Here is a 26,426-nt window from a genome sequence, read left to right on the forward strand (position 1 = left end):
CCAACCGCCAAACATGAAGATCGCTACGGTGTCCGCCATCATCCAGCCTTTTCCACGCGTTCGGAGTGTGCTATAGCTGCCTCTGGTGATTTCGTAAGTCTATTGTTTGGCTGCGAAATCAGTTGCTTAAGCGCTCGGTTGAAAATCTCTTCTGGCACCATTTTCCTTCGGTGAGGAAGGAAGCAAAAACCGCCGGAAACGGCGGTTTTTTTGTGCCTGGCGCAGCTCGAACCGCTGTCGATCCGATGCCCAGGTCATGCCGTCCGAACAAAAACGCCGCCCGGTCCATGATGGACAGGACGGCGCCTATATCTTCGCAGTGCAGCCAGGCTCAGCTGCCGTTCGGGCCGCCGCCCGGACCGGCGCCGCCGGCCGAGCCGGCCCCCATGGCGCCCACGGCACCGATATTGCCGAAAATCTCGTCGAACAGGCTGCGATGGCGACCCAGCGTCGGGGTCTTGTCGCCGGTCGGCGAGATGTGCGCGACCTGCTCCAGGCCCATGCGATCGACGGCGACGACGTTGCCGGCCGGGTCGAACCGGACATGCAGAACCGTCTGCGACACCGGCTTGGGATTGGAGAAGGCGAGCGAGCGCATGTCGCGCGACACATAATACCAGTCCTGTTCGCCGAACTGGGCGACGAAGCTGGGACGGCCCAGCGTGCCTTCGACCGAGGCACGATTGTCGATGCCGGGCTGGACGGAGTCCACCAGCAGCTTGTCGACCTGATAGCCCTGATGCGTGCGGATGCGGGTACAGCCCGATGCGCTGATCACGATCGCGCCGAGGCCCAGAGCCAGCAGGAAACGCCCGCGGCGGGACTGGCGGCTAAACTTGCGCATGGTCTTCTCCTGCGGGGACGGGCCCGCGAACCCAAGAAACAGAAAGCCGCCATTGCATCGGGCGGCCCAGCGATCAATATGGAAATGCGCAGGCCCCGGCAAGGGGCGCACGCGCCCGCGAAGCCCGCTGGCCCACATTCCATCACGAAAAGACGGCAACCCATGTCCCAATCCCGTCCTTCCTTCCTCCAGCGCCTGCTAGGCCGCGATGATCCCAAGGCGGGCCTGATGCCGCTTTATCATGCGGTGGTGGCCGAGGGACGGCAGCCGCACTGGTATCTGCAGGGCGGTGTGCCCGATACGCTGGACGGCCGGTTCGACATGATCGTCGCGATATTGGCGCAGGTGCTGATGCGACTTGAGGCGCTGGGCGCGGCGCAGGAGAGCGTGTGGCTGACCGAGCTGTTCGTCGATGATATGGACGGCCAGCTGCGCCAGGAAGGGATTGGCGATGTTGTCGTCGGCAAGCATATCGGCCGGATGATGAGCGCACTGGGCGGACGACTGGCGGCCTATCGTGCGGCCTTGACGGCGGAGGGCGATCTGGAGGATGCGCTGCGCCGAAACCTGTATCGCGGTGATGCCCCGTCGGCAGATGCCCTGGCCCATGTCGAGGGCGCGCTGCGCGCGCGCTGGACAAGGTTGGCCTGCCTGACCCGCGACGCCTTGCTGGCTGGAGACCTTGGATGAGCGACATGATCGAATTTTCGCGCCCCGTGCGCGCCGACCAGCTGGGCAAGCTGGGTGACAGCCTGGTGACCATCAGCGCCGATGAGGGCGAGCGCGCCGCGCTGATGCGCCGTTTTGCGCTGCTGGCGCTCGACCGGCTGGAGGCGGATTATCGGCTGAGCGCGGAGGGCAGCACGATCCTGGCACGCGGCCGGGTCCGCGCCGCCCTGGCCCAGCCCTGCGTCGCCACCGGCCTGCCGGTGCCCGAAACCATCGATACCGATTTCCTGCTGCGCTTCGTGCCCGAGAGCGGCGACCTGCCCGAGGGCGAGGAGCTGGAGCTGGACGCGGAGGATTGCGACACGATCGGCTATGACGGCAATGTCATCGACATGGGCGAAGCGGTGGCCGAGACGGTGGCGCTGGCAATGGAGCCCTATCCGCGCGCGCCGGAGGCCGACAGCTATCTGCGCGAGGCCGGGGTGCTGACCGAGGATCAGGCCAGCCCCTTTGCCGCGCTGCTGGCCATGGCCAAGGACGAAAAGGGCAAGAAGAAGGGCTGACACGCCCGACTGTTTCCCTTTCGTTCCCATGGTGGCATAAGGCCGGCCATGGACGCCCCGCCGCCCGCGCTGCGCAAGATCATCCATATCGACATGGACGCCTTTTATGCGTCGGTCGAACAGCGTGACGATCCCAGCCTGCGCGGCAAGGCAATTGCCGTGGGTGGCGGCGGTCCGCGCGGCGTGGTCGCCACCTGCAGCTATGAAGCGCGGAAATTCGGCGTGCGATCGGCGATGCCGGGTGCAAGAGCGCGGCGGCTATGCCCCGATCTGCTGTTCGTGAAACCGCGGTTCGAAGTCTATCGCAGCGTATCTGCCCAGATCCGCGCGATCTTTGCGCGCTTCACCGACATGATCCAGCCGCTCTCGCTCGACGAGGCCTATCTGGACGTGACGCAGAACAAGCCGGGCATCGCGTCGGCGACGCAGGTGGCGCAGGAAATCCGGCGGCTGATCCAGGAGGAGACGGGCCTCACCGCATCGGCCGGCGTGTCCTACAACAAGCTGATCGCCAAGCTGGCGTCGGACCAGAACAAGCCCGACGGGCTGTGCGTGGTGCGGCCGGCGGAAGGCGCCGACTTCATGGCGCGCATGCCGGTGCGGCGGATTCACGGCATCGGCCCGGTCACCGCCGAACGGATGCACAAATTGGGAATCGAAACCGGCGCCGACCTGCGCGATCGCGATCTATCCTTCCTCCAGACCCATTTCGGCAGCAGCGCGCTCTTCTATTATCGTGCCGCGCGGGGTGAGGACGATCGGCCGGTGCATGAACGGCAGGAGCGCAAGTCGGTCAGCGTCGAGGACACCTTCTTCGAGGATCTTGTCGCCGAGGAGGCGCTGCTGCGCGAAATCGAGCGGATCGCGCAAAGCCTGTGGGCCCGGATCGAGAAGGCGCAGGCCTATGGCCGGACCGTTGTGCTGAAAGTGAAGTTCGCCGATTTCCGCATCATCACCCGGTCGCGCAGCTTTGCCGCGCCGGTTCGATCGGTCGAACAATTGGTGGACGCTGGCTGTACGCTGCTGAAGGCGCAATTGCCGCTGCGCATGGGGGCCCGGCTGCTGGGCCTGGGCGTGCATAATCTGGAAGGCGAGGGGGAAGCGGGGGAGAGCGGCGACGCGGGCGCCCAGCTCTCCCTGCTATGACCGTCAGAAGGGCAGCCAGGTCCGCTTTTCGCTGAACTTCATATAGCCCGCATTGACGCCGAGGCGATAACCGACGCCCAGGCGGATCGGGATCAGCACCACGCTGCCCCAACGCAGATAGCTGGCAGTGAAGCCACCGACCAGATAGGCGGTGCCTTCGGCCGCCGGGAAACGGTGGTAGAGATCCTGGCTGTCATAGAGATTATAGACCAGGACGAAGGTGTTGGCGGCATTGCCGCCGACGTCGAAGCCGATAGACGGACCGGTCCAATAGACTTCGCGCTTGCCCTCAATCTTGTGGTTGAGCGTGCCCGAACCATAGCGCAGGCCGACCACGAAGGCGCCCGACGCCTCGCGCCCGGAAATATAGGCATTGGGCTGGCCCTGATCCTTGAGGATCTTCTCGATGATGCCGGCCAGGCCCTCGGCGCCCTTGCCGAACACGCCTTCGGCCGCGCCGATCAGATCATCTTCCTGATAGGATTCGCCCGGCGCCATCGCGGCCGGCGGCGAATTGGAGGTGACCGGCGCGCCGGTGGCGGTGGCACCGCCGGCAGCGGGAGCGGCATTATAGGTGCCGGAATCAGTCGAGGTGGCTGGCGGCGGCAGGCTGGAGTCGACGCCCGGATCGGTCGGCGTGCTGTTCTGGACCGGCGGCGGCGCGAGATCGGAATCGATCGCCGTGTTGGGATCGACCGTGCGAATCTGCGCGCTGGCGACCGGCGCCAGCAGGAGCCCGCCGAGTGCCGCCATCAGGGCACCCACCCGTGCGAAGCGGGCGCCCGTGCGCCCCATGCTGCCGATCATTACCCGATACTCCCCGAAGCCCGCTCTTGAAAACATCCGTCAGATTATCCGTCGCCAAGCTGAAACGACAATGAACGAACGCCCACCGGAGTCGATTCTAAGCCAGATTGAATCCGATTGTGCAAATCCGCATGAAAAATCGCACATTTGGACCGTTGCCATGGATCAAAGCCGTCGCTATAGCCCGTCGCCTAGCCACTGCCTCCCGGTTTCCGGTAGGCAAATTCGTGCGGAGACGTGGGTGAGTGGCTGAAACCAGCGGTTTGCTAAACCGTCGTAGCCTTAAGGGGCTACCGAGGGTTCGAATCCCTCCGTCTCCGCCACCTTTCCATTGATGATGATCCGGCCGCTCAGGCCGCAATATCGGCCTTTGACCGGCCGGTTGGCATGCGCGCATGCGCAAAGCGTCTGAAACGCCGCATTAACCGCACTTTTAAGCGCAATCGGACGCTCAGGACCGATGGACCTTGGCTTTCGTGCCAGCTATGCAATGCGCGCCAACAACAAAGGAAAGCCTATTCCATGAACAACAGCGACCTCGCCGACACCCTGGCTTCGGCCCACAACATCACCAAGGCCGATGCCCGCAAGCTGGTCGATGGCGTGTTTGCCGCGATCGCCGATGCTGCTGCCAAGGGCGAAGAAATCTCGCTCAACGGCTTCGGCAAGTTCAAGGTCAAGGAGTCGGCCGCCCGTGAAGGCCGCAATCCTTCGACCGGCGCGACCATCCAGATCGCTGCCTCCAAGAAGCTCGGCTTCACCCCCGCCAAGGCGGTCAAGGACAAGCTGAACGGCTGAGGAACTGGCCCGGTGCCCGCCTGATGGCGCGGCGCCGGGCTTATTCTGCCGGCGTCCTCCGGTCCCGCACGGACGGATCGCCGCAACGCCCATTGATCCTTGGGCGAAAAACTAAAGGGTTACGCCGCGCTTCCAGATGCCGATGGCGCGTTCGTCATTCACCTCGTTCCGGGCCGGCGCCCCGCTGGCAATCGCGACGATATGTGCCAGCAGCGCATCGGCCGCGGCATCCATCCCTTCCTGCAGGACGCGTCCGGCGTCGAAATCGATCCAGCCCGGCTTGCGATCGGCCAGCGCGCTGTTCGACGCGATCTTGACCGTCGGTACCGGGCTGCCAAGTGGCGTGCCACGACCGGTCGAGAACAAGGTCAGGGTTGCGCCAGCCGCCGCCAGCGCCGTCGTCGACACGGCATCATTGCCGGGGCCTTCCAATATGGTGAGGCCGGTGCGGCTGATCCGGTCGCCATAGTCGATGACGTCAGTCACGATGGCAATGCCGCCCTTCTGCACCGCGCCCAGCGATTTTTCCTCCAGCGTGGTGATGCCGCCGGCAATATTGCCGGGGCTGGGATTTTCCGACACCGGTTCGCCATGGTCGAGGAAATAGCGTTTGAAGCGATTGACCACCTGCGTCAGCCGATCGAACACGGCCTCATTCTCGGCGCGCTGCATCAACAGCGTCTCCGCGCCGAAAATCTCCGGGATTTCGGTCAGGATCGCGCTGCCTTGCGCCTGGGCCACGGCATCGGCCATGCGACCGATCAGGGGATTGGCGGTGAGGCCGCTCATTGCATCGGAGCCACCGCATTTGACCCCCAAACGCAGCGCCGAAAGCGGCACATCCTGCCGCTGATCCGCGCTGGCCAGATCGATCAGTTCGGCGAGCGCCGTCATGCCGGCCTCGAACTCGTCGCTTTCGCTCTGCGCACGGACGGTGCGCAGCCGGGCGCGCCGATCGGGCGGAATGCGCGACAGCAGCGCGTCGAGTTGATTGGACTCGCAGCCCAGCCCGAGCAGCAACACCCCACCAGCATTGGGATTGAGCGCCAGAGAGGCAAGAATCGCGGCCGTGCCGTCCAGATCGGCGCCGAGTTGCGAGCAACCAAAGGGGTGATTGAAGGCATGGACGCCATCGATACGCCCCTCCGCCAGCGCCGCCCCCTTCATCGCCAGCCGCTCACCCAATCGGCCGACACAACCGACGGTCGGAAGAATCCAGATCTCGTTGCGGGTGCCGACGCTGCCGTCGGCGCGGACATAACCGCGGAAATGCGGAACGGGCCGGTCCGTCGGGGATAGCGGCTGCGGCTGCGCACCGGTGAAGCGATAGGCCAGTTCGCCCGAAAGCGCGGTGTGGAGATTATGGCTGTGGACATGCTCGCCAGCCAGGATCGCCTGCGTCGCCAAACCGATCGGCGCGCGATAGCGGCGGACCGGCGCCCCGGCCGCAATATCGTGGAGCGCAAACTTGTGCCCGGCCGGAACCGGATCGCGCAACGGCACATCGGCCTTGCCGACCCGCACCGTCTGCCCAGCCTTCAGCGGGTGCAGCGCAACGGCGACATCATCTTCGGGTGCGACCTGAAGGGCCAGCAGCGGGGCGGTTTCGGCAAGGATCGACATGGGTTTGGAATAGGCCATTGCCAGCGTTGGCACAAGGCGGTAACCGGCGGACAAGGAGATCGCCATGCATCCGCTTACCCTGTCGCCCGACCGCCTGTTCCCCGCCGATCCCACGACCCGTTCGATCGCCCGCGCGCTCTATGCCGAGGTCGCCAACCTGCCGATCATCAGCCCGCATGGCCATACCGACCCGGCCTGGTTCGCCACCAATGCCCCCTGGTCCAACGCGACCGAACTGCTGCTGGCGCCCGACCATTATCTGTTCCGCATGCTCTATTCGCAGGGCTTCGCGCTGGACGATCTGGGCGTGCCGCATCGCGGCGGCCTGCCCGATACCGATCCGCGCGCGGCATGGCGCCTGTTCGCCAGCCATTATCACCTGTTCCGGGGCACCCCGTCGAGCATGTGGCTGGACCATGTCTTTGCCGAAGTGTTCGGGCTGGACATGGCGCTGGACACGCAGAGCGCCGACCAGGTCTATGATGCGATCAACGCGGCGCTCGCCACCGACGCCTTCCGCCCGCGCGCGCTGTTCGAGCGGTTCAACATCGAATTGCTGGCGACGACCGAAGGGGCGGACGACGATCTGCGCCATCATCAGGCGATCCGGGAATCCGGTTGGCAGGGACGGGTGGTCACCACCTATCGCCCGGATTCGGTGATCGACCCCGAGCATGAGGAATTTCGCGACGCGCTGGTCCGCTTCGGCAACATGACCGGCGAGGATGTCGAAAGCTGGCAGGGCTATCTGGCGGCCCACGCCAAGCGGCGCGCCGATTTCCGCGCCATGGGTGCGACCGCGACCGACCATGGCTTTGCGACGCCGCGCACCGCCAACCTGTCGACCGTAGAATGCGAGGCGCTGTTCGCGAAGATCGTCGGCGGCACGGCTGATGCCGACGATGCCGAACTGTTCCGCGCCCAGATGCTGACAGAAATGGCCAAGATGAGCCAGGCGGACGGCATGGTGATGCAGATCCATCCCGGTTCCTGCCGCAACCATAATGCCGCGCTGTTCCACAGCCATGGTCGCGACAAGGGCGCCGACATCCCGATGCGCACCGACTATGTCGGTGCCCTGAAGCCGATGCTGGACGTGGTCGGCAACGACGCCAACCTGACCATCATCCTCTTCACCCTGGACGAGACCACCTATGCCCGCGAACTGGCGCCGCTGGCCGGCCATTATCCGTGCCTGCGGCTGGGCCCGGCCTGGTGGTTCCATGACAGCCCGGAAGGGATGCGCCGCTTCCGCGAGATGACGACGGAGACCGCCGGATTCTACAATACGGTCGGGTTCAACGACGACACCCGCGCCTTCCTGTCGATTCCGGCGCGACATGATGTCGCCCGCCGCATCGACTGCGCCTTCCTGGCGCGGCTGGTCGCCGAACATCGGCTGGCCGACTGGGAAGCGGCCGAGCTGGCGCAGGAACTGACCGTGGGCCTGGTGCGCCGCGCTTATCGGCTCTGATCGGTCAGGCGGGGGCGGGACCGCTCGATTCCGCCTCCACCAGGCGCAGCGGCGGGGGCAGTTCGGCGGTCACGGCCTGCCCCTCGATCCGGTCGATCAGCTGCTGGGTCGCGATCCGCGCCATGTCGCCAAAGGGGCGCCAGATGGTGGTGAGCGCCGGCGACACGACATGCGACAACAGGCTGCCGTCGAAGCCGACGACGGACAGCGACTGCGGAACGGCAATGCCCTTGATTCCGGCGCATTTGAGGACGCCGGCAGCCATGACGTCATTGGCCGCGAAGATCGCCGTGGGCGTGGTCGGCAGCGACAGGAAGCGCTCGGCGGCGGCAAGGCCCGACTGGAAGCCATAATCGCCCTCCGCCTCGTCCAGCAAAGTGACACCGGCGGCGGCCAGCGCCTCGACAAAGCCAGCCCGGCGCTCCTGCGCGGAAATGGCGTTGGCCGGGCCGCCGACCATCGCGATGCGGCGATGGCCAAGTTCCAGCAGATAGTGCGCCACCTGTGCGGCCGCCTCGCGCTCGGGCGACAGGATCACATCGGCATAGCCGGTGATCGGCAGGGCCGACAGGGCAACGGCGGGGATATGCTCGCGCGCCAGCGCTTCGGGCAGGCCGGCAATGCCCGATACCGGCGGCAGCACCACCAGACCGTCAGTGCGCGAGCGACGGACGAATTGCAGCACATCCTCGACCGAGGCGGCGGCATCCATCGGCGTGGGATGGACCACCAGTTCATAGCCGCGCCGGCCCGCTTCGCCGACTATGCCGCGCTGCACGGCGTCGAGCACCAGCGCATTGCGGTCATTATGGACCATGCCGATCAGGAAGGAGCGGCCCATGGCGAAGGCGCGGGCGCGCATGGAAGGACGGAAGTTGAGCGCTGCAATCGCCTTCTGGACGCGCTCGCGGGTTTCCGCATTGACCTTGGGCGACTGGTTGAGAACCCGTGATACCGTTCGGATCGAGACGCCCACCGCAGCGGCGACATCGGCAATGGTGGAATCGCTTCCCTGCGGACTGTCCTTTGTTGATCGCATCTTTGCGGCTAGCCACAGGGGGAGGGAAATCGCAACCTGTTTGGGCTAAGGCCCTTTCAATGGATTCCCTGCTCCCCATCGGCACCGTCGCATGATCAACGCGCGGTTCGGCACATTTCGCGGTCTGGTGCGCCTGGCCCTGTCCTATCCGCAGCTCGCGCTGGGGCAATCGGCCACGCTGCGTCCAGACCCGGCCGAGGTGCGTCGGCTGGTCTTCGTCTGCCAGGGCAATATCTGTCGCAGCGCTTTTGCCGATGTGGTGGCCGGCAAGGCCGGCGCCCGCACGGCCTCCTTCGGCCTGTCGACCACCACCGGACGACCGGCCCATGATCCGGCAATCGCGGCGGCGCAGGCCCTGGGCCATGACCTGTCTGCCCACAAGGCGCTCGACAGGACGGATTATCAGCCGCAGCCGGGCGACCTGCTGCTGGCGATGGAAGTGCGGCAACTGCATCGGCTGGCTGCCGATCCGCGCCTGTCGCACCTACCACGTCAGTTGCTTGGCACATGGACACAGCCGATGATGCCGCATCTGCACGATCCCTATGGCCTGGACGATCGCTACATGGCCTATTGCCTGCAGCGGATCGAGCAGGCGGTGACGGCGCTGATCAGGACTTATCCCGGCGCAACGCCTTCCTGACGATCTGCCCCAGATCGCGCAGCAGCGGCCGGGGATCGCTGAAGCTGAAGACATAATAGCGCATGCGCGGGTCGAGGAAGCCCAGCAGATAGGTGGCAAGGTCGCGCCATGGGCTGGCCCGGAAGAAGGGATCGGCGATCTTTCCGCCCATCAGCAATCGCAGCAGGCGCTTGGTTTCCGGCACCATGTAGCGGGCGCGCAGGGTATCACGGGGCAGGGGCGCCGCATCCGTTTCACCCAGCACCGCCCGGCGATAGGCTTCCCAGGCGAAATGGGCATGGCAATGGCCGGCCAGCGGCAGGCTGCCCCAGAAACGACCATTCACCTCCATCAGCCAGTAATGACCGCTGGCTGCATCATAGCGATATTCGACCATGGCCGGCCCCTGCCAGCCGAGCGCGCGCAGCAATTGTTCGGACAATGCCATCTGTTGCCCATGGCGATCGCGCGGTTCGGCACGGCACAGGGTCGATACGCCCCCTTCGGGCGGCCATTCGTGCAGGCGGCGATGCTGGAAATGCAGCGTCGCATCAGCATCGGCCATGAACAGCATCTGCCCCAGGCCAACACCGCCGCAATATTGCTGGATCATCGGCCAGATACCGACCGGACGATAGCGGGCAAGCAGCGCCTGCAACGCATCCGGCGTCCGCACATATTCCGCCTTGATCCATTCCAGCCCCGCCCGCTCGAGCAGCGGCATAACCGCTGGCGGATTGGCCCATTTGGCGACCAGCGGATAGGGCATGGATGCGGCATGGGCCTGGAAGTCGTCGCCCGCCATCGGCTGCCAGGTTTGCGGTATCATCAGGCCCTGCACCGACGCGACCGCCAGGGTGCGGCGCTTGTCGATAACCTGGTTGAGCGCTTCGGCGCGCGGGACCAATATATGGCAATCGCCGATCATCGGCGGCAGCAGCGCCAGATCGAGCAGATCAGTCTCCGAAATGGCGAAGACGGCGCGCGCGCCTGTCCGGGCGATCAGGCCGGGCAGCCAATCGGCCGCCGGGCCTGACGGCCGATCGGTGCTGTCCGTGCAATAGCGCGATGCCGCCGCGATGCCGGTTGCCGGCCCGACGCCATGGACCGGCACGCCATGGCGGCCGAGTTCCCGGACGATGGTCAGGCTGATCGCATTTTCCAGGCCGATGACGATCGCGCAGGGCAGGCGGCTCACGCAGGCACCAGCCGATGTTCGTAGCGCCATGTCGCCCAGGCCTGTTGCGCGATGCGCAGGCCGGTGCGCAGCCGGTTGGGCGGCACGCGGGTCAGCGTGCGCGCGGGGGCATCGGCGAGCGCGGGCGACAGATCATGGAAGCCAGCAGGACGCATGCCCGGCGTCGCGCCGACAGTCCGGCATAATTGCTCGAAGCGGCGCATCACCGTGCGGTTCGGGCGCATCCGATCGCGCGAGAGCATTTCGAAACTATGGGTGACGATGACGAAGGCATCATGACCTTCCTGCGCGGCGTGACGCATGCCGGCGCGCATTTCGGCGGCCGACATGGCGCAGATCTGTGCCGGGCGGAAATGGCCGGGGCGGTCAGCAATCCCAGACACGGGCAGTTCGACCAGCCCTTGGGCGCGAACCGCGCCGATCTGGCCGGCATCCATGCTGATGCCGCATCCCTGGCCGAGATAGGCCGGATTGACGCTGCTGTCCCAGCCGATGCCGATCGCCGCCAGCGCCCGCAGCGTATCGTCATTGGCGCCGAAATTGCCGGCCCGGAACGCGCTGATCCGCGGGGCACCCGCCTGTTCCAGCAGGTCGCGACCAAGGCCAAGCAGGGTGATCTGGTCGGCCAGGCTGAAATCGCCGATATTGCGGCCCTGTCGCCCTTCAACTGGCGAATCTTTGACCCAGGCCAGCCATTCGCTGTGCAGATGGAGTTGCACTTCATGCCCACGCCCGACGATGGCCGCGACGATGGGCTGGAGAAAGGCGGGACCGTGGATCAGCGCCGGCAGGGGATCGAGGAAGAAGACGCCCTTGAGGCCATGGCGGTCCATCAGGTCCATCTGCCAGCCGATGCCGAAAGCACCAGCCGCCGTATCGCCCCAGATCGACTGGCGCAGATTCTGCTCAAGACCGACGCCGCGCTGGTGCAGCGCGGCGGACAATTCGGTGTCGATGGTGATGAGCAGCGCAGTCATGATCAGTCCGATCCGGAATGGGGACGATGATAGACGGCAGACGTTAAGGAGCCGTGATGTTTCTGACCCATGTATGGATCATTACGGCCTTTTAACGAGCTTTACCCCTTTTTTCTTGCCCTCTTGTCCAATCAGACGGTGTCGCGCCGCCTGTTCCTCATGCGAGCAGGGAAAATTCGCCATAATTGCCCTGGAAGAACAGCAATGGCCGGTCGGGCCGTTCCACTTCCAGCGCAACCACCTCACCCAGCACGATATAATGATCGCCGGCCTCATGCACGGCATGCAGGCTGCAATCGATCCAGGCGACGACATTGTCGATGATGGGCGATCCATTGTCGGATACGCGGTGCGACACGCCGGCGAACTTGTCGGGGCCAGGTGCAGCCAGCTGGCGGCAGAGCGGCTGCTGATCGCTGGCGAGGACATTGACGCAGAAGCGGCCGATCTGCTGGATGCGCGGCCAGCTGCCCGAGCTTTTGGCGGGGAAGAAGGCGACCAGCGGCGGATCGAGCGACACCGAGGTGAAGGAGCCGACCACCATGCCGACCGGGGCGCCATCCTCGCCCGACGCGGTGACGACACACACGCCGGTCGGATAATGGCCCAGGACGCGGCGGAAGGTGGCACTGTCGATCATGGTTGCGCTGTTCATGCCATGGTCTTCCAGCAGACGATGGCGCAAGGCAAGCGAAACCGGTCAGAAACCAACCGGTCGTAGCGGATAGGGGCGGGGCTGGTGCCCCGCCACGATCATCAGAGTGCGATGCCGCCCGCGGCCAGCACGGCCAGCGTCAGCAGTTCGGACGCGTTGGACGACATGGTCGCAATCTGCACCGACTTTTCCATGCCGACCAGCACCGGACCGATCATCGACGTGCCGCCCAGTTCGCGCAGCAGCTTGGCCGAGATGTTGGCCGACTGCAGCCCCGGCATGACCAGCACATTGGCTGGGCCGGACAGGCGGCTGAACGGATAATTCTTCATCACGGTCGGATTGAGCGCCGCATCCGGTGTCATTTCGCCTTCATATTCGAAATCGACGTCGCGCTGGTCGAGCAGCTTCACCGCATCGCGCACATTGTCGAGGAAGGCGCCGGGCGGATTGCCGAAATTGGAATAGGAGAGGAAGGCGACGCGCGGATCATGGCCCATGCGCCGCGCGACCGCGACCGTGCCCTCGGCAATGTCGGCCAGTTCGGACGCAGACGGCCGTTCATGCACGGTGGTGTCGGCCAGGAAGACGGTCTTGTCCTTGGTCACCATGACATGGATGCCGAAGGGGGTACGGCCGGCCGCCGGATCCATCACCCGCTTCACCTCGCGCAGGGTCTGGCCATAGGGCCGGGTGACGCCGCTGATCATCGCATCGGCCACGCCCATCTTCACCAGCAGCGATCCGAAGATGTTGCGGTCGCGATTGACCATCCGCTCGCAGTCGCGACGCAGATAGCCGCGCCGCTGCAACCGGGCGTAGAGAAGGTCGACCATCTCGGGCACCAGCGGCGAATTGACGCTGTTGTGCAGTTCGAAGCTGTCGGGATCCTGGACGCCCAGTTCCTTGAGCTTGTCGCGCACATGATCGCGACCGACCAGAACGGGAATGCCATAGCCCAGTTCGCGGAACTGGATCGCGGCGCGCAGCACCACTTCCTCTTCCGCCTCGGCAAAGACAACCCGCTTGGGATTGGCCTTGGCGAGTTCATAGGCGCTGGTGAGAACAGAGGTGGTCGGATTGAGCCGCGCCTTGAGCGAGTCGCGATAGGCGGCCATGTCCGCGATCGGCTTCTGTGCGACGCCGGTATCCATCGCCGCCTGGGCGACGGCGGCCGGCACCACCTCCATCAGACGCGGATCGAACGGCGCGGGGATGATATAGTCGGGGCCGAAGCTGTGCGAACGGCCATAGGCCTTGGCCACTTCCTCGGGCACCTGTTCGCGCGCCAGGTCGGCGATCGCCTTGGCGGCGGCCAGCTTCATCGCCTCATTGATGCCGGTCGCCCGCACGTCGAGCGCGCCGCGGAAGATGAAGGGGAAGCCCAGGACATTGTTGACCTGGTTGGGGAAGTCTGAGCGCCCGGTGGCGACGATCGCGTCGGGACGCACGGCATGGGCGTCGGGCGGCAGGATTTCCGGGTCGGGATTGGCCATGGCGAAGATGATCGGATTGGCCGCCATCGACTTCACCATATCCTGCGACATGGCGCCGGCGACCGAAAGGCCGAGGAACACGTCGGCACCCTTGACCGCTTCGGTGAGGGTGCGCGCGTCGGTCTTGACCGCATGGGCCGACTTCCACTGGTTCATGCCCTCGGTGCGGCCCTGGTAGATGACGCCCTTGCTGTCGCACATGATGACGTTTTCATTGGGGACGCCCAGCGCCTTGATCAGCTCGGTGCAGGAAATGGAGGCGGCACCCGCGCCGTTCACCACCACCTTCATGTCCTTCATGTCGCGACCGGTCAGCAGCGCGGCATTGATGACGCCCGCCGCCGCGATGATCGCGGTGCCATGCTGGTCGTCATGGAAGACCGGAATGTTCATCCGCTCCTTGAGCGTCGTTTCGATGACGAAGCATTCGGGCGCCTTGATGTCTTCCAAATTGATGCCGCCGAAGCTCGGCTCCATCAGTTCGACCGCGTCGATGAAGCGATCGACATCCTCGGTCTTCAGCTCGATGTCGATGGAATCGACATCGGCGAAGCGCTTGAAGAGGACGGCCTTGCCCTCCATCACCGGCTTGGATGCCAGCGCGCCGAGATTGCCAAGGCCCAGGATGGCCGTGCCGTTGGAGATGACCGCGACCAGATTGCCCTTGGCGGTGTAATCATAGGCGGTCGCCGGATCTTCGGCGATCGCGCGCACCGGCACCGCGACGCCAGGCGAATAAGCGAGCGAGAGATCGCGCTGCGTCGCCATCGGCTTGGAGGCAATGATCTCGATCTTGCCGGGGCGGCCGGTCGCGTGGAAGAACAGCGCCTCGCGCTCGGAAAATTCCACATTTGACTTTTCGGTCATCGCGATACCCACATAATGGAACAATAGCGCCGCCCTAGCGGCAAGATTATCTTGTGGGCAAGTGCGAGAAGCGCAATTTTCCTGCCCTTTGGCGAAGCTCTGGTTTCAGCGGAGCGATCAGGCTATCCGCTTGCCCCATGGCCAATTCGACCTCCACCACCACCCAGCCTACCCCCATGATGGCACAATATTTCACCCTCAAGGCAGAGGCGCAGGATTGCCTGCTCTTCTACCGCATGGGCGATTTCTTCGAACTCTTCTTCGATGACGCCAAGATGGCGGCCGCGACGCTCGACATCGCGCTCACCAGCCGTGGCGAACATGCCGGGCAGCCGATCCCGATGTGCGGCGTGCCGGTGCATAGCGCCGAATCCTATCTCGCCCGGCTGATCAAGGGCGGCCATCGCGTCGCCATCGCCGAGCAGACCGAGACGCCGGCCGAGGCCAAGGCACGGGGCGGCAAGGCGCTCGTGGCACGCGCCATCGTCCGCTATGTCACCGCCGGCACGCTGACCGAGGAAACCCTGCTCGACAGCCGGCGCGACAATATGCTGGTGGCGCTCGCCCAGACGGGCGGCGAAGGCGAGCTGGGGCTGGCCGCCGCCGACATTTCGACCGGCCGGTTCGAGACGATGACGGTGCGGGCGGGCGACCTGCCCGCCGAACTCGCCCGGTTGCGGCCGAGCGAAGTGGTGATCGCCGAAGGTTCGACGCTGGAGGTCGCCAACAGCCATCCGTTCGACAAGGCGGCCTTTTCCAGCGCCCGTGCCGAAGAGGCGCTCAAGCGCCTGTTCGCGGTCGCGACGCTAGATGGCTTTGGCCAGTTCAGTCGTGCCGAACTGGCCGCGATGGGCGGGCTGATTTCCTATCTCGACCATGCGGGGAAGGGCACGATGCCCTTCCTGGCGCCGCCGCTCCGCAAGACCAGCGGCGCCCATGTCGCCATCGACGCGGCGACGCGCGAGAGCCTGGAAATCGTCGCGACCACCGGCGGCACCCGCGCGGGCAGCCTGCTGGGCGCGGTCGACCGGACCGTCACCGGGGCCGGCGCCCGGCTGCTGGCACAGGATCTGTCGGCGCCGCTGATGGATGCGCCGCTGATCGACGCCCGGCTGGGCCTAGTCCAGCTGTTCCATGATGACGCGACGCTGCGCAGTCAGTTGCGGGCAGCACTGCGCGCACTGCCCGACATCGGCCGCGCGCTGGGCCGTGTCGCCGTGGGGCGGGGCAGCCCGCGCGATCTGGGCCAATTGCGCGACGGCCTGGGCGAGGCGCGCTTGCTGCGCGAGCGGCTGGGCCGGCTGGCCGATCAGCCGCTGTTGCTGACGCAATTGCTGCCGGCGCTCGACGGGCATGGCGCGCTGGTCGATGCGCTGGCGCGCGCGCTAGTGCCCAGCCCGCCGACCGAAACCAATAATGGCGGCTATATCGCCGACGGCTTCGATCCCGCGTTGGATGAGCTGCGCCGCCTGGCTGGCGACGGCCGCCGCGCGATCGCCGCGCTGGAGGCGCAATATCGCGAGCAGACGGGGATCAGCGCGCTCAAGATCCGCCATAATGGCGTGCTGGGCTATCATGTCGAGGTGCCGGCCCGCGCCGCCGACCAGCTGATGCAGCCCGAAAGCGGCTTCACCCATCGCCAGACGCTGGCCGGGGTGGTGCGCTTCAACTCGATCGACCTGCACGAACAGGCCGGACGGGTGGCGCAGGCTGGCGCCCATGCGCTGGTGGCGGAGGCCGCCCATCTCGAAACGCTGATCGAGGCGGTGCTGGACCGCAAGGCCGACATCGCCCGTGCCGCCGATGCGCTCGCACGGCTGGACGTCGCCGCCGCGCTGGCCGAACGGGCGGCCGAAGGCGGCTGGCAAAGGCCCCATTTCGTGGTTGAGGACGGGGTCGGCCCCTGCCTCGACATTGTCGGCGGGCGCCATCCGGTGGTCGAGGATGCACTGCGTGCGCAGGGCCAGCCTTTTGTCGCCAATGATTGCCGACTGGTCGCAACCGACCGGCTATGGCTGGTCACCGGCCCCAATATGGGCGGTAAGTCGACCTTCCTGCGGCAGAATGCGCTGATCGTCATCCTGGCCCAGGCCGGCGCCTTCGTACCGGCGGAATCGGCGACGCTGACCCTGGTCGACCGGCTGTTCAGCCGCGTCGGCGCCTCCGACAATCTGGCGCGCGGCCGGTCGACCTTCATGGTCGAGATGGTCGAGACCGCGGCGATCCTGGCGCAGGCGACCGAGCATAGCTTCGTCATCCTGGACGAGGTCGGGCGCGGCACATCCACCTATGACGGCCTTGCGCTCGCCTGGGCGGTGGTCGAGGCGGTGCATGAGGTCAACCGTTGCCGCTGCCTGTTCGCCACCCATTATCATGAACTGACACGCCTGTCTGAAACGCTCGACGCGCTGTCGCTGCACCATGTGCGGGCGCGCGAATGGAAGGGCGACCTGGTGCTGCTGCACGAACTGGCCGAAGGGCCGGCCGATCGCAGCTATGGCCTGGCGGTGGCGCGGCTGGCCGGCTTGCCGCCCCTGGTGCTCAAGCGCGCCAAGGATGTGCTGGGCCGGCTGGAGGCAGGCAAGGCGAAGACCGGCGGCATTGCCGCAGGGCTGGACGACCTGCCGCTGTTCGCCAGCGTCGCGACGCAGGTCGAAGAGGTGGTCGATCCGCTGCGCGACGCACTGGATGGCATCGATGCCGACGCCCTGTCCCCGCGTGAGGCACTCGATCACATATATCGTTTGAAACAACTGGCCGCCGCCAGTCACCACGAGTAGACGAGAGCCATGGTCATGCAGTTCCCCAGCCTGGGGTCGCGCCGCGCGATCATTGACCGGCGCGCGATTTCCGACAGCATCAACGCCCTGGCGCAGGAGCACCGGGGCGATCCGATCAAGCTGCGCGGGCTGATCGTCAAGGAACTCAAGGCCGCCCTGGAACATGGCCGCGAGGATGTCGCGCGCCGGCTGGAGGCGAAACCGACGCGCGGGCGCGAGGCGGTGACGGCCTTCGCCTTCCTGATCGACCAGATCTTGCGGCTGCTCTACGACGCGACCACCCATCATCTTTATCCCGCCGGCAACCGCAGCACCGGCGAGCGGATCGTGCTGATCGCCGTGGGCGGCTATGGCCGGGGCGAGATGGCGCCGCACAGCGATGTCGACATCGGCTTCATCACTCCCTGGAAGCCGACCGGCTGGACCGAGCAGATCATCGAATCCATGCTCTATTCGCTGTGGGATCTGGGGCTGAAGGTCGGCCATAGCAGCCGTTCGATCGATGAGACGATGCGGATGGCCAAGGCCGACCTCACCGTGCGCACCGCCCTGCTGGAAGCGCGCTATGTGTGGGGCGACCGGGCGCTTTACGAGGAAGTGGCTGTCCGCTTCGACAGCGAGATCATGCAGGGCACCGCCCGCACCTTCGTCACCGAGAAGCTGGAGGAACGCGACGAGCGCCACCGCCGCATGGGCGACAGCCGCTATGTCGTCGAGCCCAATGTCAAGGAAGGCAAGGGCGGCCTGCGCGACCTGCACACGCTGTTCTGGATCGGCAAATATGTGAACCGGGTGAAATCGGTCGCCGAACTGGTCGATGTCGGCCTGTTGACGCAGAGCGAGCTGCGCCAGTTCCAGAAGGCCGAGGATTTCCTGTGGGCGGTGCGGTGCCATCTGCACATGATCACGGGGCGGGCCGAGGACAGGCTGACCTTCGACCTGCAGCTGGAAACCGCGACGCGCATGCACTTCACCGCGCGGGCCGGACGATCCGGGGTCGAGCGCTTCATGCGCTATTATTTCCTCAATGCAAAGGCGGTCGGCGACCTGACCGCGGTGTTCCTGGCGCATCTGGACGACCAGCTGGCCGAGCGCGGACGCCGCTATATTCCGTCGATCTTTCGCCGGCCCAAGAAGCTGGACGGTTTCGTGCTGGATCGCGGGCGGCTGGCGCTGCCGAGCGACGATTTCTTCCAGGCCGATCCGGTTCGCCTGGTCGAGATTTTCGCCGTGGCCGACAGGCATGGGCTGCAGATTCATCCGAGCGCGATGCGCGCGGCCAGCCGCGACGCCGGCCTGATCACCGCCAAGGTGCGCAAGGACGCACGCGCCAATGCCGCCTTCATGGATGTGCTGACTAGCCCGCGCGACCCGGAAACGGTGCTGCGCTGGATGAACGAGTCCACCGTGTTCGGCCGGTTCATCCCCGATTTCCGCCGCGTCGTGGCGCAGATGCAGTTCGACATGTACCATCATTATACGGTGGACGAGCATACCATCCGCGCCGTCGGCCTGCTGGCCCGGATCGAGAAGGGCGAACTGGCGACCGATCATCCGCTGGCGACCGAGCTGATGGGCAAGATATTGTCGCGCCGGGTGCTCTATGTCGCGGTGCTGCTGCATGACATCGCCAAGGGGCGCGGCGGCGACCACAGCATATTGGGCGCGGAAGTGGCGGAGCATCTCTGCCCGCGCCTGGGCCTGACCGCCGCCGAGACCGAGACCGTCGCCTGGCTGGTGCGTTATCACCTGCTGATGTCGGCCACCGCCTTCAAGCGCGACCTAGCCGACTACAAGACGATCCTCGATTTCGTCGAAGTGGTGCAGAGCCCCGAGCGACTGCGCCTGCTGCTATGCCTGACCGTGGTCGATATCCGCGCGGTGGGGCCGGGCGTCTGGAACAGCTGGAAGCGGCAGTTGCTGGGCGACCTGTATGACGCGGCCGAGGAAGTGCTGCGCCTGGGCCACAAGCAGAAGGGCCGCAGCGAGCGGGTCGCCGCCAAGCAGGAGGCGCTGCGCCAGGCGCTGGGCATGGATGAGGCGACCTTCGCCGCCTTCAGCGGCCGCATGCCCGAAAGCTACTGGATCGCCGAACCGGACGATATCCTGGTCCATAATGCGCGGCACATATTGGAAGCGGGCGACTCCTCGCTGTCGATCGCCGCGCAATATTATCCACAACGTGGTGCCACGCTGGTCACTGTCTATGCGACCGACCATCCGGGCCTGTTCTACCGCATTGCCGGCGCCATCCACCTGGCCGGCGGCAACATCATCGACGCGCGCATCCATACGACCCGCGATGGCGTCGCGATCGACAATTTCCTGGTGCAGGATCCGCTGGGCGGCGCCTTCCACAGTCCCGAGCAGCTGGCGCGGATCAAGGCTGCGATCGAGGACTCCCTGTCGAACCGCCACCGCATGATCACCAAGCTGGAAGCGCGCCCGCTACCCCGCACCCGCGCCGAAGCCTTCCGCATCGAGCCCAATGTGCTGATCGACAACAAGGCGTCGAACCGCTTCACCGTGATCGAGGTCAATGCCCGCGACCGCCCGGCGCTGCTGTTCAGCCTGGCCAATGCGCTGTTCCAGTCGAAAGTGACGGTCCACAGCGCCCATGTCGCCACCTATGGTGAGCGCGCGGTCGACACCTTCTACGTCACCGACCTCTTGGGCGGGAAGATCGAGAGCAAGGCCCGGTTGCAGACGCTGGAACGGCGGCTGCTGGAGGCGGCCGGCGGCGAAGTGGGCGAGGCACTGGAGCGCGCCTGATCGCTACTCAGGCGCCTAAATTCTCAGGCAATGGTCATGACGTCACCGGGTGACAGCAACGGTAACAGGCGCAGCATGTCGTCGCGGTCCACAGCGACACAGCCGGCGGTCGGGCGTCCTTCGGACAGATGGAAGAAGATGGCGCTGCCTATGCCCGGCACTGGCGGCGCGTCATTATGGCCCAGGATGACGATCACGTCATAGGCGTCGTCGCTACGCTGCAAGCTTTCGGTCGAGAAGGGCCGGGGCAAGCGCACGGGACGGTTATAGGCGGGATCGGCCGGATCGTCCGACCAGCCATCCCCCGCATGGGTCCATCGCCAGGGCAGGGCGATGCCGGTGGCGGAGACCTTGCCGGGGCGCAGCAGCACCGCACGGATCGGCCAATTGCCCAAGGGGGTGCAACCATCGCCTTCGCGCTTGTCGGCGGCCGCACAGGCGCCGCTGCGGCCAATGGTGCAGGCCATGTCGAGATCGCCGAAGCGCAGTCGCCCGGCGGCGACATCGACATGGATGACGCTCATAGCTGGTGGCCGGTCCGGTCGCGCTTGGTGGCGAGATAGCGTTCATTATGCGGATTGGCCGGCAGGATGATCGGCAACCGCTCGACCACCTCGATCCCGGCCGCCTGCAACCCGGCAACCTTCTGCGGATTATTGGTGAGCAAGCGCACGCCGCCAATGCCGAGCAGATCGAGCATCCGCGCCGCGACCGAGAAGTCGCGTGCGTCGATCGCGAAGCCCAGCCGCACATTGGCGTCGACCGTATCGAAGCCCTGATCCTGCAACGCATAGGCGCGCAGCTTGTTGACGAGACCGATGCCGCGCCCTTCCTGACGCAGATAGAGCAGCACGCCCCATTGGGCGTCGGCGATCTGGTGCAGCGCCTGATGCAATTGCGGGCCGCAATCGCATTTCAGGCTGCCGAACACGTCACCGGTCAGGCATTCGCTGTGGATGCGGATGACCGGCGGCGATGCATCGCGCTTGCCGACCACCAGCGCGACATGTTCGCGCGGCTCGTCGGGGCTGCGGAAGGCGATGATCTCCGCGCTCTCGCTGGCCGATACCGGCAGGCGGGCACGGGTGGCGATGGCGAGGTGAATGGCATCGTCATAATCGCCGACATCATCGGCGCTGACTTCCGCCTCGACCAGGCCGTCGCCTTCGGCGAGGAAATAGGCGGGCAGGATACCGGCCAGCCGGGCCAGGCGCAGGGCGGCCTTGGCCGCCTGTGGCGCCGGCAGCGCGCGCGCACGGAACGGCCCCTTGAGCGGCGAGGCGAGGTCCAGCACCGGATCGGAAATCGACGTCGCGACATCCGCGTCGATCCACGGCGCCCGCTCGATCAGTACCGGCAGATCGGGATCGGCCGCCGCCAGCTGGTTGGCGAGCTTCAGCGTCTCGGCGCGGGCAGCGGAAATCAGGATATCGGCCTGCCCCTGCGGATCGAAATCGGCCAGCGTCACCGCATCCGCGCCCTCGATCGCCATCAGCCGGATCGCGCCGTCGGGCGCGGTCAGGCGGATCGCCCAGCCACGACGCAGCGCATCGATGGCGCGGGCAGCATCCCGCCCGTTCATCAGAAGGCGAACTCGGTGATGATCGGGATATGGTCGGACGGCTTTTCCCAGCTGCGCGCGGGTTCGACGACACGGTGGGCGACCGCCTTGTCGGCGACATCCTTGGTCATCCACATATGGTCGAGGCGACGGCCGCGATCCGACGCCGCCCAATCCTTCGCGCGATAGCTCCACCAGGTGTAGAGACGCGCCGGGGCAGGGTGAAAATGGCGGCCGATATCGACCCAGTCGTTCGACGCCTGCAACCGGCCTAGCAGTTCGCATTCGACCGGCGTATGGCTGACCACGTCGAGTAGCTGCTTGTGGCTCCAGACGTCACATTCCAGCGGCGCGATGTTGAAGTCGCCGGTCAGGATGGTCGGCTTGTTGTCGAGCGCGCCGGACCACTCGATCATCCGCTCGATAAAGTCGAGCTTCTGGCCGAATTTGGGATTGACCGTGCGGTCGGCGACATCGCCGCCGGCAGGGACATAGACATTCTCGATCCGCACGCCATTGTCGAGGCGGATGCCGACATGGCGCGCTTCGCCATTGGCCTGCCAGTCGAACCGGTCATCCTCATGGATCGGCACCTTGCTCATGATCGCAACGCCATGATGCATGCGCTGGCCGTTCAGCACCTGATGGACATAGCCCAGCCGCCTGAACATGTCGGTGGGGAAAATCTCGTTCACCACCTTGGTTTCCTGCAGGCAGAGAATGTCGGGCGCTTCTTCGGTCAGGAAGCGTTCGACGATGTCGATCCGGGCGCGGACGCTGTTGATGTTCCAGGATGCAATCGAAAGGGTATCGGCCATGAAAAGCACCTAGGGTGCCGCGCGCCCGTGCGCAAGCGCCGGACAAAGTAAGACCCCCGCTCCGGGGGCGTGGAACGGGGGTCTCGATCGCGCCCTTGAAGCGCTTTGCGACGGGAGCGGTGTGCCGGGTAACAGGGGGGAAATCCCGGTCTGCGTCTCTCGCCGTGATCTCTATCTAGGCGATCGGATATGAGCGACAGATGAACGATGGCAGAAAGTTTTCAGCCCATCGTTCCTGCGGCCCGCCCTAGCCGTTGGGACGGCCGCGCGGACGCGGATCGGTCCAGCGGAAGGCGGAATCGGCGACCGGCACGCCATATTGCTGGTTCGACAGGCGCACCGCCGTCCGGTTGTTCTGTGCGTCGAGCGCGACCCAGCCATACAGCTCCAGCCCGGCCGGCGACGCAGGCTTGCGCTTGAAGATCATGGTGATGGTGCCGAATTCGGGCCGCTTGGGGTCTTTCGCCTGCACACTCAGCACGGTCGGGTCGCCGGTGGGCACGACGGTGCCGAATTTCGACAGATCCTTGGTCGGGTCGATCAGCGCGGCCAGCGGCGAATTGCCGATCGGCCAGCGCTGCACCTGGCGCACTTCATAGTCGATCAGGGTCAGCGCCTTGCCATCGCCCACGATCAGCAGCGGCACGCCCTTTTCATATTGGAAACGGATCTTGCCCGGCTGTTTCAGGGTCAGCTTGCCGGTCAGCACCTGTCCATTGCGGTCGGTCTGGCTGAAATCGGCGGTCAGGGTAGTGACGGCGCGGATATAGGCATTGACCTGATTGAGGTCGGACGGTGCCGCCTGCTGGGCAAGGGCATAGCCCGCCGGCACCGCAACCAGTGCGGTGGCGAGGGACAGGGCGACAGGCGCGAGGATGCGCTTCATGCAATCATCTCCGGGTTGTTCGGAAAAGGGGGCATAGGGGGTGGGGCTTGAACCCGCTGTGAACCTTGCTGTTCCATCGCAGGGAAAGGATCGATCGGAAAGACCAGACGGGGGAGAGCGGCCGTGAAATGGCTGGCTCGATCCCCCGTGCTCCCGCCTCGCCATGCCGGTCTTACCGGCGGCACCGCTCCAATTATGTTTATCGGCGCGGCAGCAGCGACGCCTGCCTAGACCGATTCGCGGACAAAAAAAAGGCTGATCCGAAGATCAGCCTGAAAAGTTTTTAGGAGAGGATGCCTGAAAGGCCTGTTCCTAATGTCCCAAAGCCCCTGTCACGACAAATGCGAAGGCAGCAAGCATGGTTGCACGGAACGCAATCGCTCAAGGAAAACAGGCATTTCGTAGCGTCAGAGCGGATTACCATTCTCGTCACGCAGCACTTCGCGGCGGCCGACATGGTTGGGCGGACCGACCAGCCCTTCTTCCTCCATCCGTTCGATCAGACGTGCGGCGCTGTTGTAGCCGACTCGCAGCTGGCGCTGCAGCCAGCTGGTCGAGGCCTTCTGATTCTCGAACACCAGTTGGCAGGCCTTGCGGAACAGCTGCGCGTCCGGGCTGTCATCGCCCAGGTCCACGCCGTCGAGCGCGAAGCTGCCTTCCTCCGGCTCTTCCGTGACCGCCTGGATATAATCGGGCGAACCCTGCGCGCGCCAATGGTCGGCGACCACGCGCACTTCATCGTCCGAAACGAAGGGACCATGAACGCGCATCAGGCCCTTGCCGCCATGCATGTAGAGCATGTCGCCCTTGCCCAGCAGCTGTTCGGCACCCTGTTCGCCCAGGATGGTGCGGCTGTCGATCTTGCTGGTCACGAAGAAGCTGATGCGGGTCGGCAGGTTCGCCTTGATGACGCCGGTGATGACGTCGACCGAGGGACGCTGGGTCGCGAGGATCAGGTGGATGCCGGCAGCACGCGCCTTCTGCGCCAGACGCTGGATCAGGAATTCGACTTCCTTGCCCGCCGTCATCATCAGGTCGGCCAGCTCGTCGACCACCACCACGATCTGCGGCAGCGGCTGGAAATCGAGCTGCTCCTCCTCATAGATCGGCTTGCCGCTCTCGGGATCATAGCCGGTCTGGACACGGCGGCCGAGCGGCTTGCCCTTGGCCTTCGCGGCGCGAACCTTCTCGTTGTAATTGGCGAGGTTGCGGACAGAGATCGACGCCATCATGCGATAGCGATCCTCCATCTGCTCGACCGCCCATTTGAGCGCGCGGATCGCCTTGCTCGGTTCGGTCACGACCGGGGCGAGCAGATGCGGGATGTCGTCATAGGTCGACAGTTCCAGCATCTTGGGATCGATCATGATCAGGCGCAGCTGGTCCGGCGTCATGCGGTAGAGCAGCGACAGGATCATGGCGTTGAGCCCGACCGACTTACCCGAACCGGTCGTACCCGCGATCAGCAAATGCGGCATCGGCGCCAGATCGGCGATGATCGGCTCACCCGAAATATTCTTGCCCAGGATGATCGGCAGGGTCGCTTCCGCACCGAACTGTTCGCTGGTGATCAGTTCACGGAAGGACACGCCCTCACGATTGGTGTTGGGCAGCTCGATGCCGATGACGGTGCGGCCGGGAATGGTGGCGACGCGCGCCGACAGCGCCGACATGTTGCGGGCGATATCGTCGGCCAGCGCGATCACGCGGCTCGCCTTGATGCCCGGTGCCGGCTCCAGCTCATACATGGTGACGACGGGACCGGGGCGAACCTCGACGATATTGCCCTTCACATGGAAGTCGTCGAGAACGCTCTCCAGCAGGCGGGCGTTGCGTTCCAGCGCCGCCTTGTCGATCTTCTGGCCCTGATTGGCGGGGATGGGGTTGAGCAGGTCGGCCGACGGCAGCGAGCTGTGGCCGAACAGATCATCCTGCGACACCGGCGCGGTCGAGCGCTGCACCGGGGCGGGCTTGGGCGCCTGGATGGTAATCGGCGGCTTGGGCTCGTTCGACACCTGCTTGCGCGGCGCGATCACCCGTTCGACCGGACCGTCATCATCCTCGTCCAGATCGACCGCTCCTCCCTGTCCCGCAAAGGCGAGCGAGGGGCGCGGCAGGCTGAGCCGGGGCAGGGTCGGACGGCGGATGGTGAAGATCGGCTTTTCCAGCGCCAGGCTGCGATACCAGACGAACAGGCCGGCCAGCATGGCCACGACCACCAATATGCCGATAATCCAGCCCTGCGCGGCCGGTGCCTGGGCGGTCAGGCTCATCACCCCCTTGGCGGTGACAAGGCCGATCATGCCGCCCCAGCCCGAAGGCAGGCCGACCAGCGGATCGGGCTGGAACAGGGCCAGCGCGATGCCGATCAGGATGATGCCGACCAGGCATTTGCCGAACTGCGCTTTCCACCCGATCATCTCATGATCGCCCCACAGGCGACGGGCGGTAATCCCCATCAGCGGCAGCAGCAGCGCGATCGGCACGCCGAACAGCAGCAGCAGCATGTCGGCCACCATGGCGCCGGGCGCGCGCATGATATTGGCGACATGATCGCCCGCCACCGTGTTCATCGACGGGTCGCTGGGCTGATAGCTCAGCAGCGCCAGCGCCAGGAACAGGGTCGCCAGAAACAGCGAGATCGCCCCGATCAGCGCGCCGCTGCGCACGATGCTGCGCTTGAGCATTTCGCGCCATTCCGGCGCGCGCTTGGCTCCGCGGCTGACAGCCATGGTCAAATGTCCCCCAAATGTTCCGTTCCGGCACAATGCGCCGAGCCAGGAGTCCTCGTCAAGCCTGCGGCCCCTCGGCTCGTCCCGCCCCATCCGCAA

At 65.5% G+C, this 26,426-nt stretch carries 21 protein-coding genes and 1 tRNA gene; 9 read left to right on the forward strand and 13 right to left on the reverse strand.

What is annotated here, in order from left to right:
• Nucleotides 1-331 precede the first annotated feature (331 nt).
• Complete coding sequence (locus tag JQK15_RS08915; protein ID WP_004209273.1) at nt 332-844, reverse strand: outer membrane protein assembly factor BamE; 513 nt, start codon at nt 842-844, stop codon at nt 332-334.
• Between the two features lie 162 nt (nt 845-1,006).
• Between JQK15_RS08915 and JQK15_RS08920 the strand changes: the two genes are divergently transcribed.
• The 3 genes from JQK15_RS08920 to dinB are packed head-to-tail and all read left to right on the forward strand — an operon-like array spanning nt 1,007 to nt 3,222.
• Nucleotides 1,007-1,534, forward strand: coding sequence for a ubiquinol-cytochrome C chaperone family protein (locus JQK15_RS08920; protein WP_214865002.1), 528 nt, complete (start codon nt 1,007-1,009; stop codon nt 1,532-1,534).
• Complete coding sequence (locus JQK15_RS08925; RefSeq protein ID WP_004209271.1) at nt 1,531-2,076, forward strand: YceD family protein; 546 nt, start codon at nt 1,531-1,533, stop codon at nt 2,074-2,076. Before JQK15_RS08920 ends, JQK15_RS08925 begins: the two co-directional genes overlap by 4 nt.
• A 48-nt stretch (nt 2,077-2,124) precedes the next feature.
• Nucleotides 2,125-3,222, forward strand: coding sequence for a DNA polymerase IV (gene dinB, locus JQK15_RS08930; protein WP_125998801.1), 1,098 nt, complete (start codon nt 2,125-2,127; stop codon nt 3,220-3,222).
• Between the two features lie 3 nt (nt 3,223-3,225).
• Here dinB and JQK15_RS08935 read toward each other — a convergent pair whose 3' ends face one another.
• Nucleotides 3,226-4,029: a DUF1134 domain-containing protein gene (locus JQK15_RS08935; RefSeq protein WP_010335812.1), complete on the reverse strand. Its 804-nt coding sequence runs from the start codon at nt 4,027-4,029 to the stop codon at nt 3,226-3,228.
• A gap of 231 nt (nt 4,030-4,260) precedes the next feature.
• Between JQK15_RS08935 and JQK15_RS08940 the strand changes: the two genes are divergently transcribed.
• Together JQK15_RS08940 and JQK15_RS08945 are read left to right on the forward strand one after the other, a co-directional pair.
• Nucleotides 4,261-4,352 (forward strand) — tRNA-Ser (locus tag JQK15_RS08940).
• 199 nt (nt 4,353-4,551) lie between these two features.
• The gene (locus JQK15_RS08945) at nt 4,552-4,827 is read left to right on the forward strand and encodes an HU family DNA-binding protein (protein ID WP_004209236.1); all 276 of its coding nucleotides are present in this window, start codon (nt 4,552-4,554) and stop codon (nt 4,825-4,827) included.
• Between the two features lie 111 nt (nt 4,828-4,938).
• Here JQK15_RS08945 and JQK15_RS08950 read toward each other — a convergent pair whose 3' ends face one another.
• The gene (locus tag JQK15_RS08950) at nt 4,939-6,468 is read right to left on the reverse strand and encodes a UxaA family hydrolase (RefSeq protein ID WP_081260936.1); all 1,530 of its coding nucleotides are present in this window, start codon (nt 6,466-6,468) and stop codon (nt 4,939-4,941) included.
• A 46-nt stretch (nt 6,469-6,514) separates the two neighbouring features.
• Here JQK15_RS08950 and uxaC point away from each other — a divergent pair, with 46 nt between their 5' ends.
• On the forward strand, nt 6,515-7,924 hold the full coding sequence (gene uxaC, locus JQK15_RS08955; RefSeq protein WP_214865004.1) for a glucuronate isomerase: 1,410 nt from the start codon (nt 6,515-6,517) through the stop codon (nt 7,922-7,924).
• Between the two features lie 4 nt (nt 7,925-7,928).
• Here uxaC and JQK15_RS08960 read toward each other — a convergent pair whose 3' ends face one another.
• Nucleotides 7,929-8,963: a LacI family DNA-binding transcriptional regulator gene (locus tag JQK15_RS08960; RefSeq protein ID WP_010335809.1), complete on the reverse strand. Its 1,035-nt coding sequence runs from the start codon at nt 8,961-8,963 to the stop codon at nt 7,929-7,931.
• A 91-nt stretch (nt 8,964-9,054) separates the two neighbouring features.
• Here JQK15_RS08960 and JQK15_RS08965 point away from each other — a divergent pair, with 91 nt between their 5' ends.
• The gene (locus tag JQK15_RS08965) at nt 9,055-9,606 is read left to right on the forward strand and encodes an arsenate reductase/protein-tyrosine-phosphatase family protein (protein WP_214865006.1); all 552 of its coding nucleotides are present in this window, start codon (nt 9,055-9,057) and stop codon (nt 9,604-9,606) included.
• Here the strand turns inward: JQK15_RS08965 and JQK15_RS08970 are convergent.
• From JQK15_RS08970 to JQK15_RS08985, 4 genes are all read right to left on the reverse strand, one after another.
• Nucleotides 9,575-10,783, reverse strand: a complete 1,209-nt coding sequence (locus JQK15_RS08970) for a carboxylate--amine ligase (RefSeq protein ID WP_214865008.1) — start codon at nt 10,781-10,783, stop codon at nt 9,575-9,577. The two genes, JQK15_RS08965 and JQK15_RS08970, sit on opposite strands and share 32 nt — an antisense overlap.
• Entirely contained in the window at nt 10,780-11,760 is a 981-nt protein-coding gene (locus JQK15_RS08975; protein WP_214865010.1) for a polysaccharide deacetylase family protein, read from the reverse strand. The genes JQK15_RS08970 and JQK15_RS08975 overlap by 4 nt, the downstream gene beginning before the upstream one ends.
• 157 nt (nt 11,761-11,917) lie before the next feature.
• Complete coding sequence (locus tag JQK15_RS08980; protein WP_037509026.1) at nt 11,918-12,415, reverse strand: flavin reductase family protein; 498 nt, start codon at nt 12,413-12,415, stop codon at nt 11,918-11,920.
• A 101-nt stretch (nt 12,416-12,516) separates the two neighbouring features.
• Nucleotides 12,517-14,778, reverse strand: coding sequence for an NADP-dependent malic enzyme (locus tag JQK15_RS08985; protein ID WP_037509024.1), 2,262 nt, complete (start codon nt 14,776-14,778; stop codon nt 12,517-12,519).
• A gap of 137 nt (nt 14,779-14,915) precedes the next feature.
• Between JQK15_RS08985 and mutS the strand changes: the two genes are divergently transcribed.
• Together mutS and JQK15_RS08995 are read left to right on the forward strand one after the other, a co-directional pair.
• Nucleotides 14,916-17,558: a DNA mismatch repair protein MutS gene (gene mutS, locus JQK15_RS08990; protein WP_214865012.1), complete on the forward strand. Its 2,643-nt coding sequence runs from the start codon at nt 14,916-14,918 to the stop codon at nt 17,556-17,558.
• A 9-nt stretch (nt 17,559-17,567) separates the two neighbouring features.
• On the forward strand, nt 17,568-20,330 hold the full coding sequence (locus JQK15_RS08995) for a [protein-PII] uridylyltransferase (protein WP_037490690.1): 2,763 nt from the start codon (nt 17,568-17,570) through the stop codon (nt 20,328-20,330).
• Between the two features lie 23 nt (nt 20,331-20,353).
• Here JQK15_RS08995 and JQK15_RS09000 read toward each other — a convergent pair whose 3' ends face one another.
• The 5 genes from JQK15_RS09000 to JQK15_RS09020 form a co-directional block, all read right to left on the reverse strand.
• A complete protein-coding gene (locus tag JQK15_RS09000) occupies nt 20,354-20,854 on the reverse strand; it encodes a L,D-transpeptidase family protein (RefSeq protein WP_214865014.1) in 501 nt (166 codons plus the stop codon).
• Entirely contained in the window at nt 20,851-21,912 is a 1,062-nt protein-coding gene (gene ribA, locus JQK15_RS09005) for a GTP cyclohydrolase II (protein ID WP_214865016.1), read from the reverse strand. The genes JQK15_RS09000 and ribA overlap by 4 nt, the downstream gene beginning before the upstream one ends.
• Nucleotides 21,912-22,709, reverse strand: coding sequence for an exodeoxyribonuclease III (gene xth / locus JQK15_RS09010; RefSeq protein ID WP_097384944.1), 798 nt, complete (start codon nt 22,707-22,709; stop codon nt 21,912-21,914). The genes ribA and xth overlap by 1 nt, the downstream gene beginning before the upstream one ends.
• A gap of 247 nt (nt 22,710-22,956) precedes the next feature.
• Nucleotides 22,957-23,595 (reverse strand): LolA family protein, encoded by a 639-nt coding sequence (locus JQK15_RS09015; RefSeq protein WP_004209221.1) that lies wholly within the window; start codon nt 23,593-23,595, stop codon nt 22,957-22,959.
• 407 nt (nt 23,596-24,002) lie between these two features.
• Nucleotides 24,003-26,327 (reverse strand): FtsK/SpoIIIE family DNA translocase, encoded by a 2,325-nt coding sequence (locus tag JQK15_RS09020; protein ID WP_037519264.1) that lies wholly within the window; start codon nt 26,325-26,327, stop codon nt 24,003-24,005.
• Nucleotides 26,328-26,426: the final 99 nt, after the last annotated feature.

This window comes from Sphingobium sp. BHU LFT2, assembly GCF_018604485.1.
In the GTDB taxonomy this organism is placed as follows: domain Bacteria; phylum Pseudomonadota; class Alphaproteobacteria; order Sphingomonadales; family Sphingomonadaceae; genus Sphingobium; species Sphingobium yanoikuyae_A.

Bases quoted from the DNA above. Each gene is read 5' to 3' on its own strand.
- JQK15_RS08915 (WP_004209273.1), bottom strand. From the start codon at position 844: ATGCGCAAGTTTAGCCGCCAGTCCCGCCGCGGGCGTTTCCTGCTGGCT.
- JQK15_RS08925 (WP_004209271.1), top strand. From the start codon at position 1,531: ATGAGCGACATGATCGAATTTTCGCGCCCCGTGCGCGCCGACCAGCTG.
- JQK15_RS08965 (WP_214865006.1), top strand. From the start codon at position 9,055: ATGATCAACGCGCGGTTCGGCACATTTCGCGGTCTGGTGCGCCTGGCC.
- dinB (WP_125998801.1), top strand. From the start codon at position 2,125: ATGGACGCCCCGCCGCCCGCGCTGCGCAAGATCATCCATATCGACATG.
- uxaC (WP_214865004.1), top strand. From the start codon at position 6,515: ATGCATCCGCTTACCCTGTCGCCCGACCGCCTGTTCCCCGCCGATCCC.
- JQK15_RS08985 (WP_037509024.1), bottom strand. From the start codon at position 14,778: ATGACCGAAAAGTCAAATGTGGAATTTTCCGAGCGCGAGGCGCTGTTC.
- JQK15_RS08995 (WP_037490690.1), top strand. From the start codon at position 17,568: ATGGTCATGCAGTTCCCCAGCCTGGGGTCGCGCCGCGCGATCATTGAC.
- JQK15_RS08975 (WP_214865010.1), bottom strand. From the start codon at position 11,760: ATGACTGCGCTGCTCATCACCATCGACACCGAATTGTCCGCCGCGCTG.
- JQK15_RS09000 (WP_214865014.1), bottom strand. From the start codon at position 20,854: ATGAGCGTCATCCATGTCGATGTCGCCGCCGGGCGACTGCGCTTCGGC.
- JQK15_RS08950 (WP_081260936.1), bottom strand. From the start codon at position 6,468: ATGGCCTATTCCAAACCCATGTCGATCCTTGCCGAAACCGCCCCGCTG.
- JQK15_RS08960 (WP_010335809.1), bottom strand. From the start codon at position 8,963: ATGCGATCAACAAAGGACAGTCCGCAGGGAAGCGATTCCACCATTGCC.
- JQK15_RS09020 (WP_037519264.1), bottom strand. From the start codon at position 26,327: ATGGCTGTCAGCCGCGGAGCCAAGCGCGCGCCGGAATGGCGCGAAATG.
- xth (WP_097384944.1), bottom strand. From the start codon at position 22,709: ATGGCCGATACCCTTTCGATTGCATCCTGGAACATCAACAGCGTCCGC.
- JQK15_RS08980 (WP_037509026.1), bottom strand. From the start codon at position 12,415: ATGAACAGCGCAACCATGATCGACAGTGCCACCTTCCGCCGCGTCCTG.
- ribA (WP_214865016.1), bottom strand. From the start codon at position 21,912: ATGAACGGGCGGGATGCTGCCCGCGCCATCGATGCGCTGCGTCGTGGC.
- mutS (WP_214865012.1), top strand. From the start codon at position 14,916: ATGGCCAATTCGACCTCCACCACCACCCAGCCTACCCCCATGATGGCA.
- JQK15_RS08945 (WP_004209236.1), top strand. From the start codon at position 4,552: ATGAACAACAGCGACCTCGCCGACACCCTGGCTTCGGCCCACAACATC.
- JQK15_RS08920 (WP_214865002.1), top strand. From the start codon at position 1,007: ATGTCCCAATCCCGTCCTTCCTTCCTCCAGCGCCTGCTAGGCCGCGAT.
- JQK15_RS08935 (WP_010335812.1), bottom strand. From the start codon at position 4,029: ATGATCGGCAGCATGGGGCGCACGGGCGCCCGCTTCGCACGGGTGGGT.
- JQK15_RS09015 (WP_004209221.1), bottom strand. From the start codon at position 23,595: ATGAAGCGCATCCTCGCGCCTGTCGCCCTGTCCCTCGCCACCGCACTG.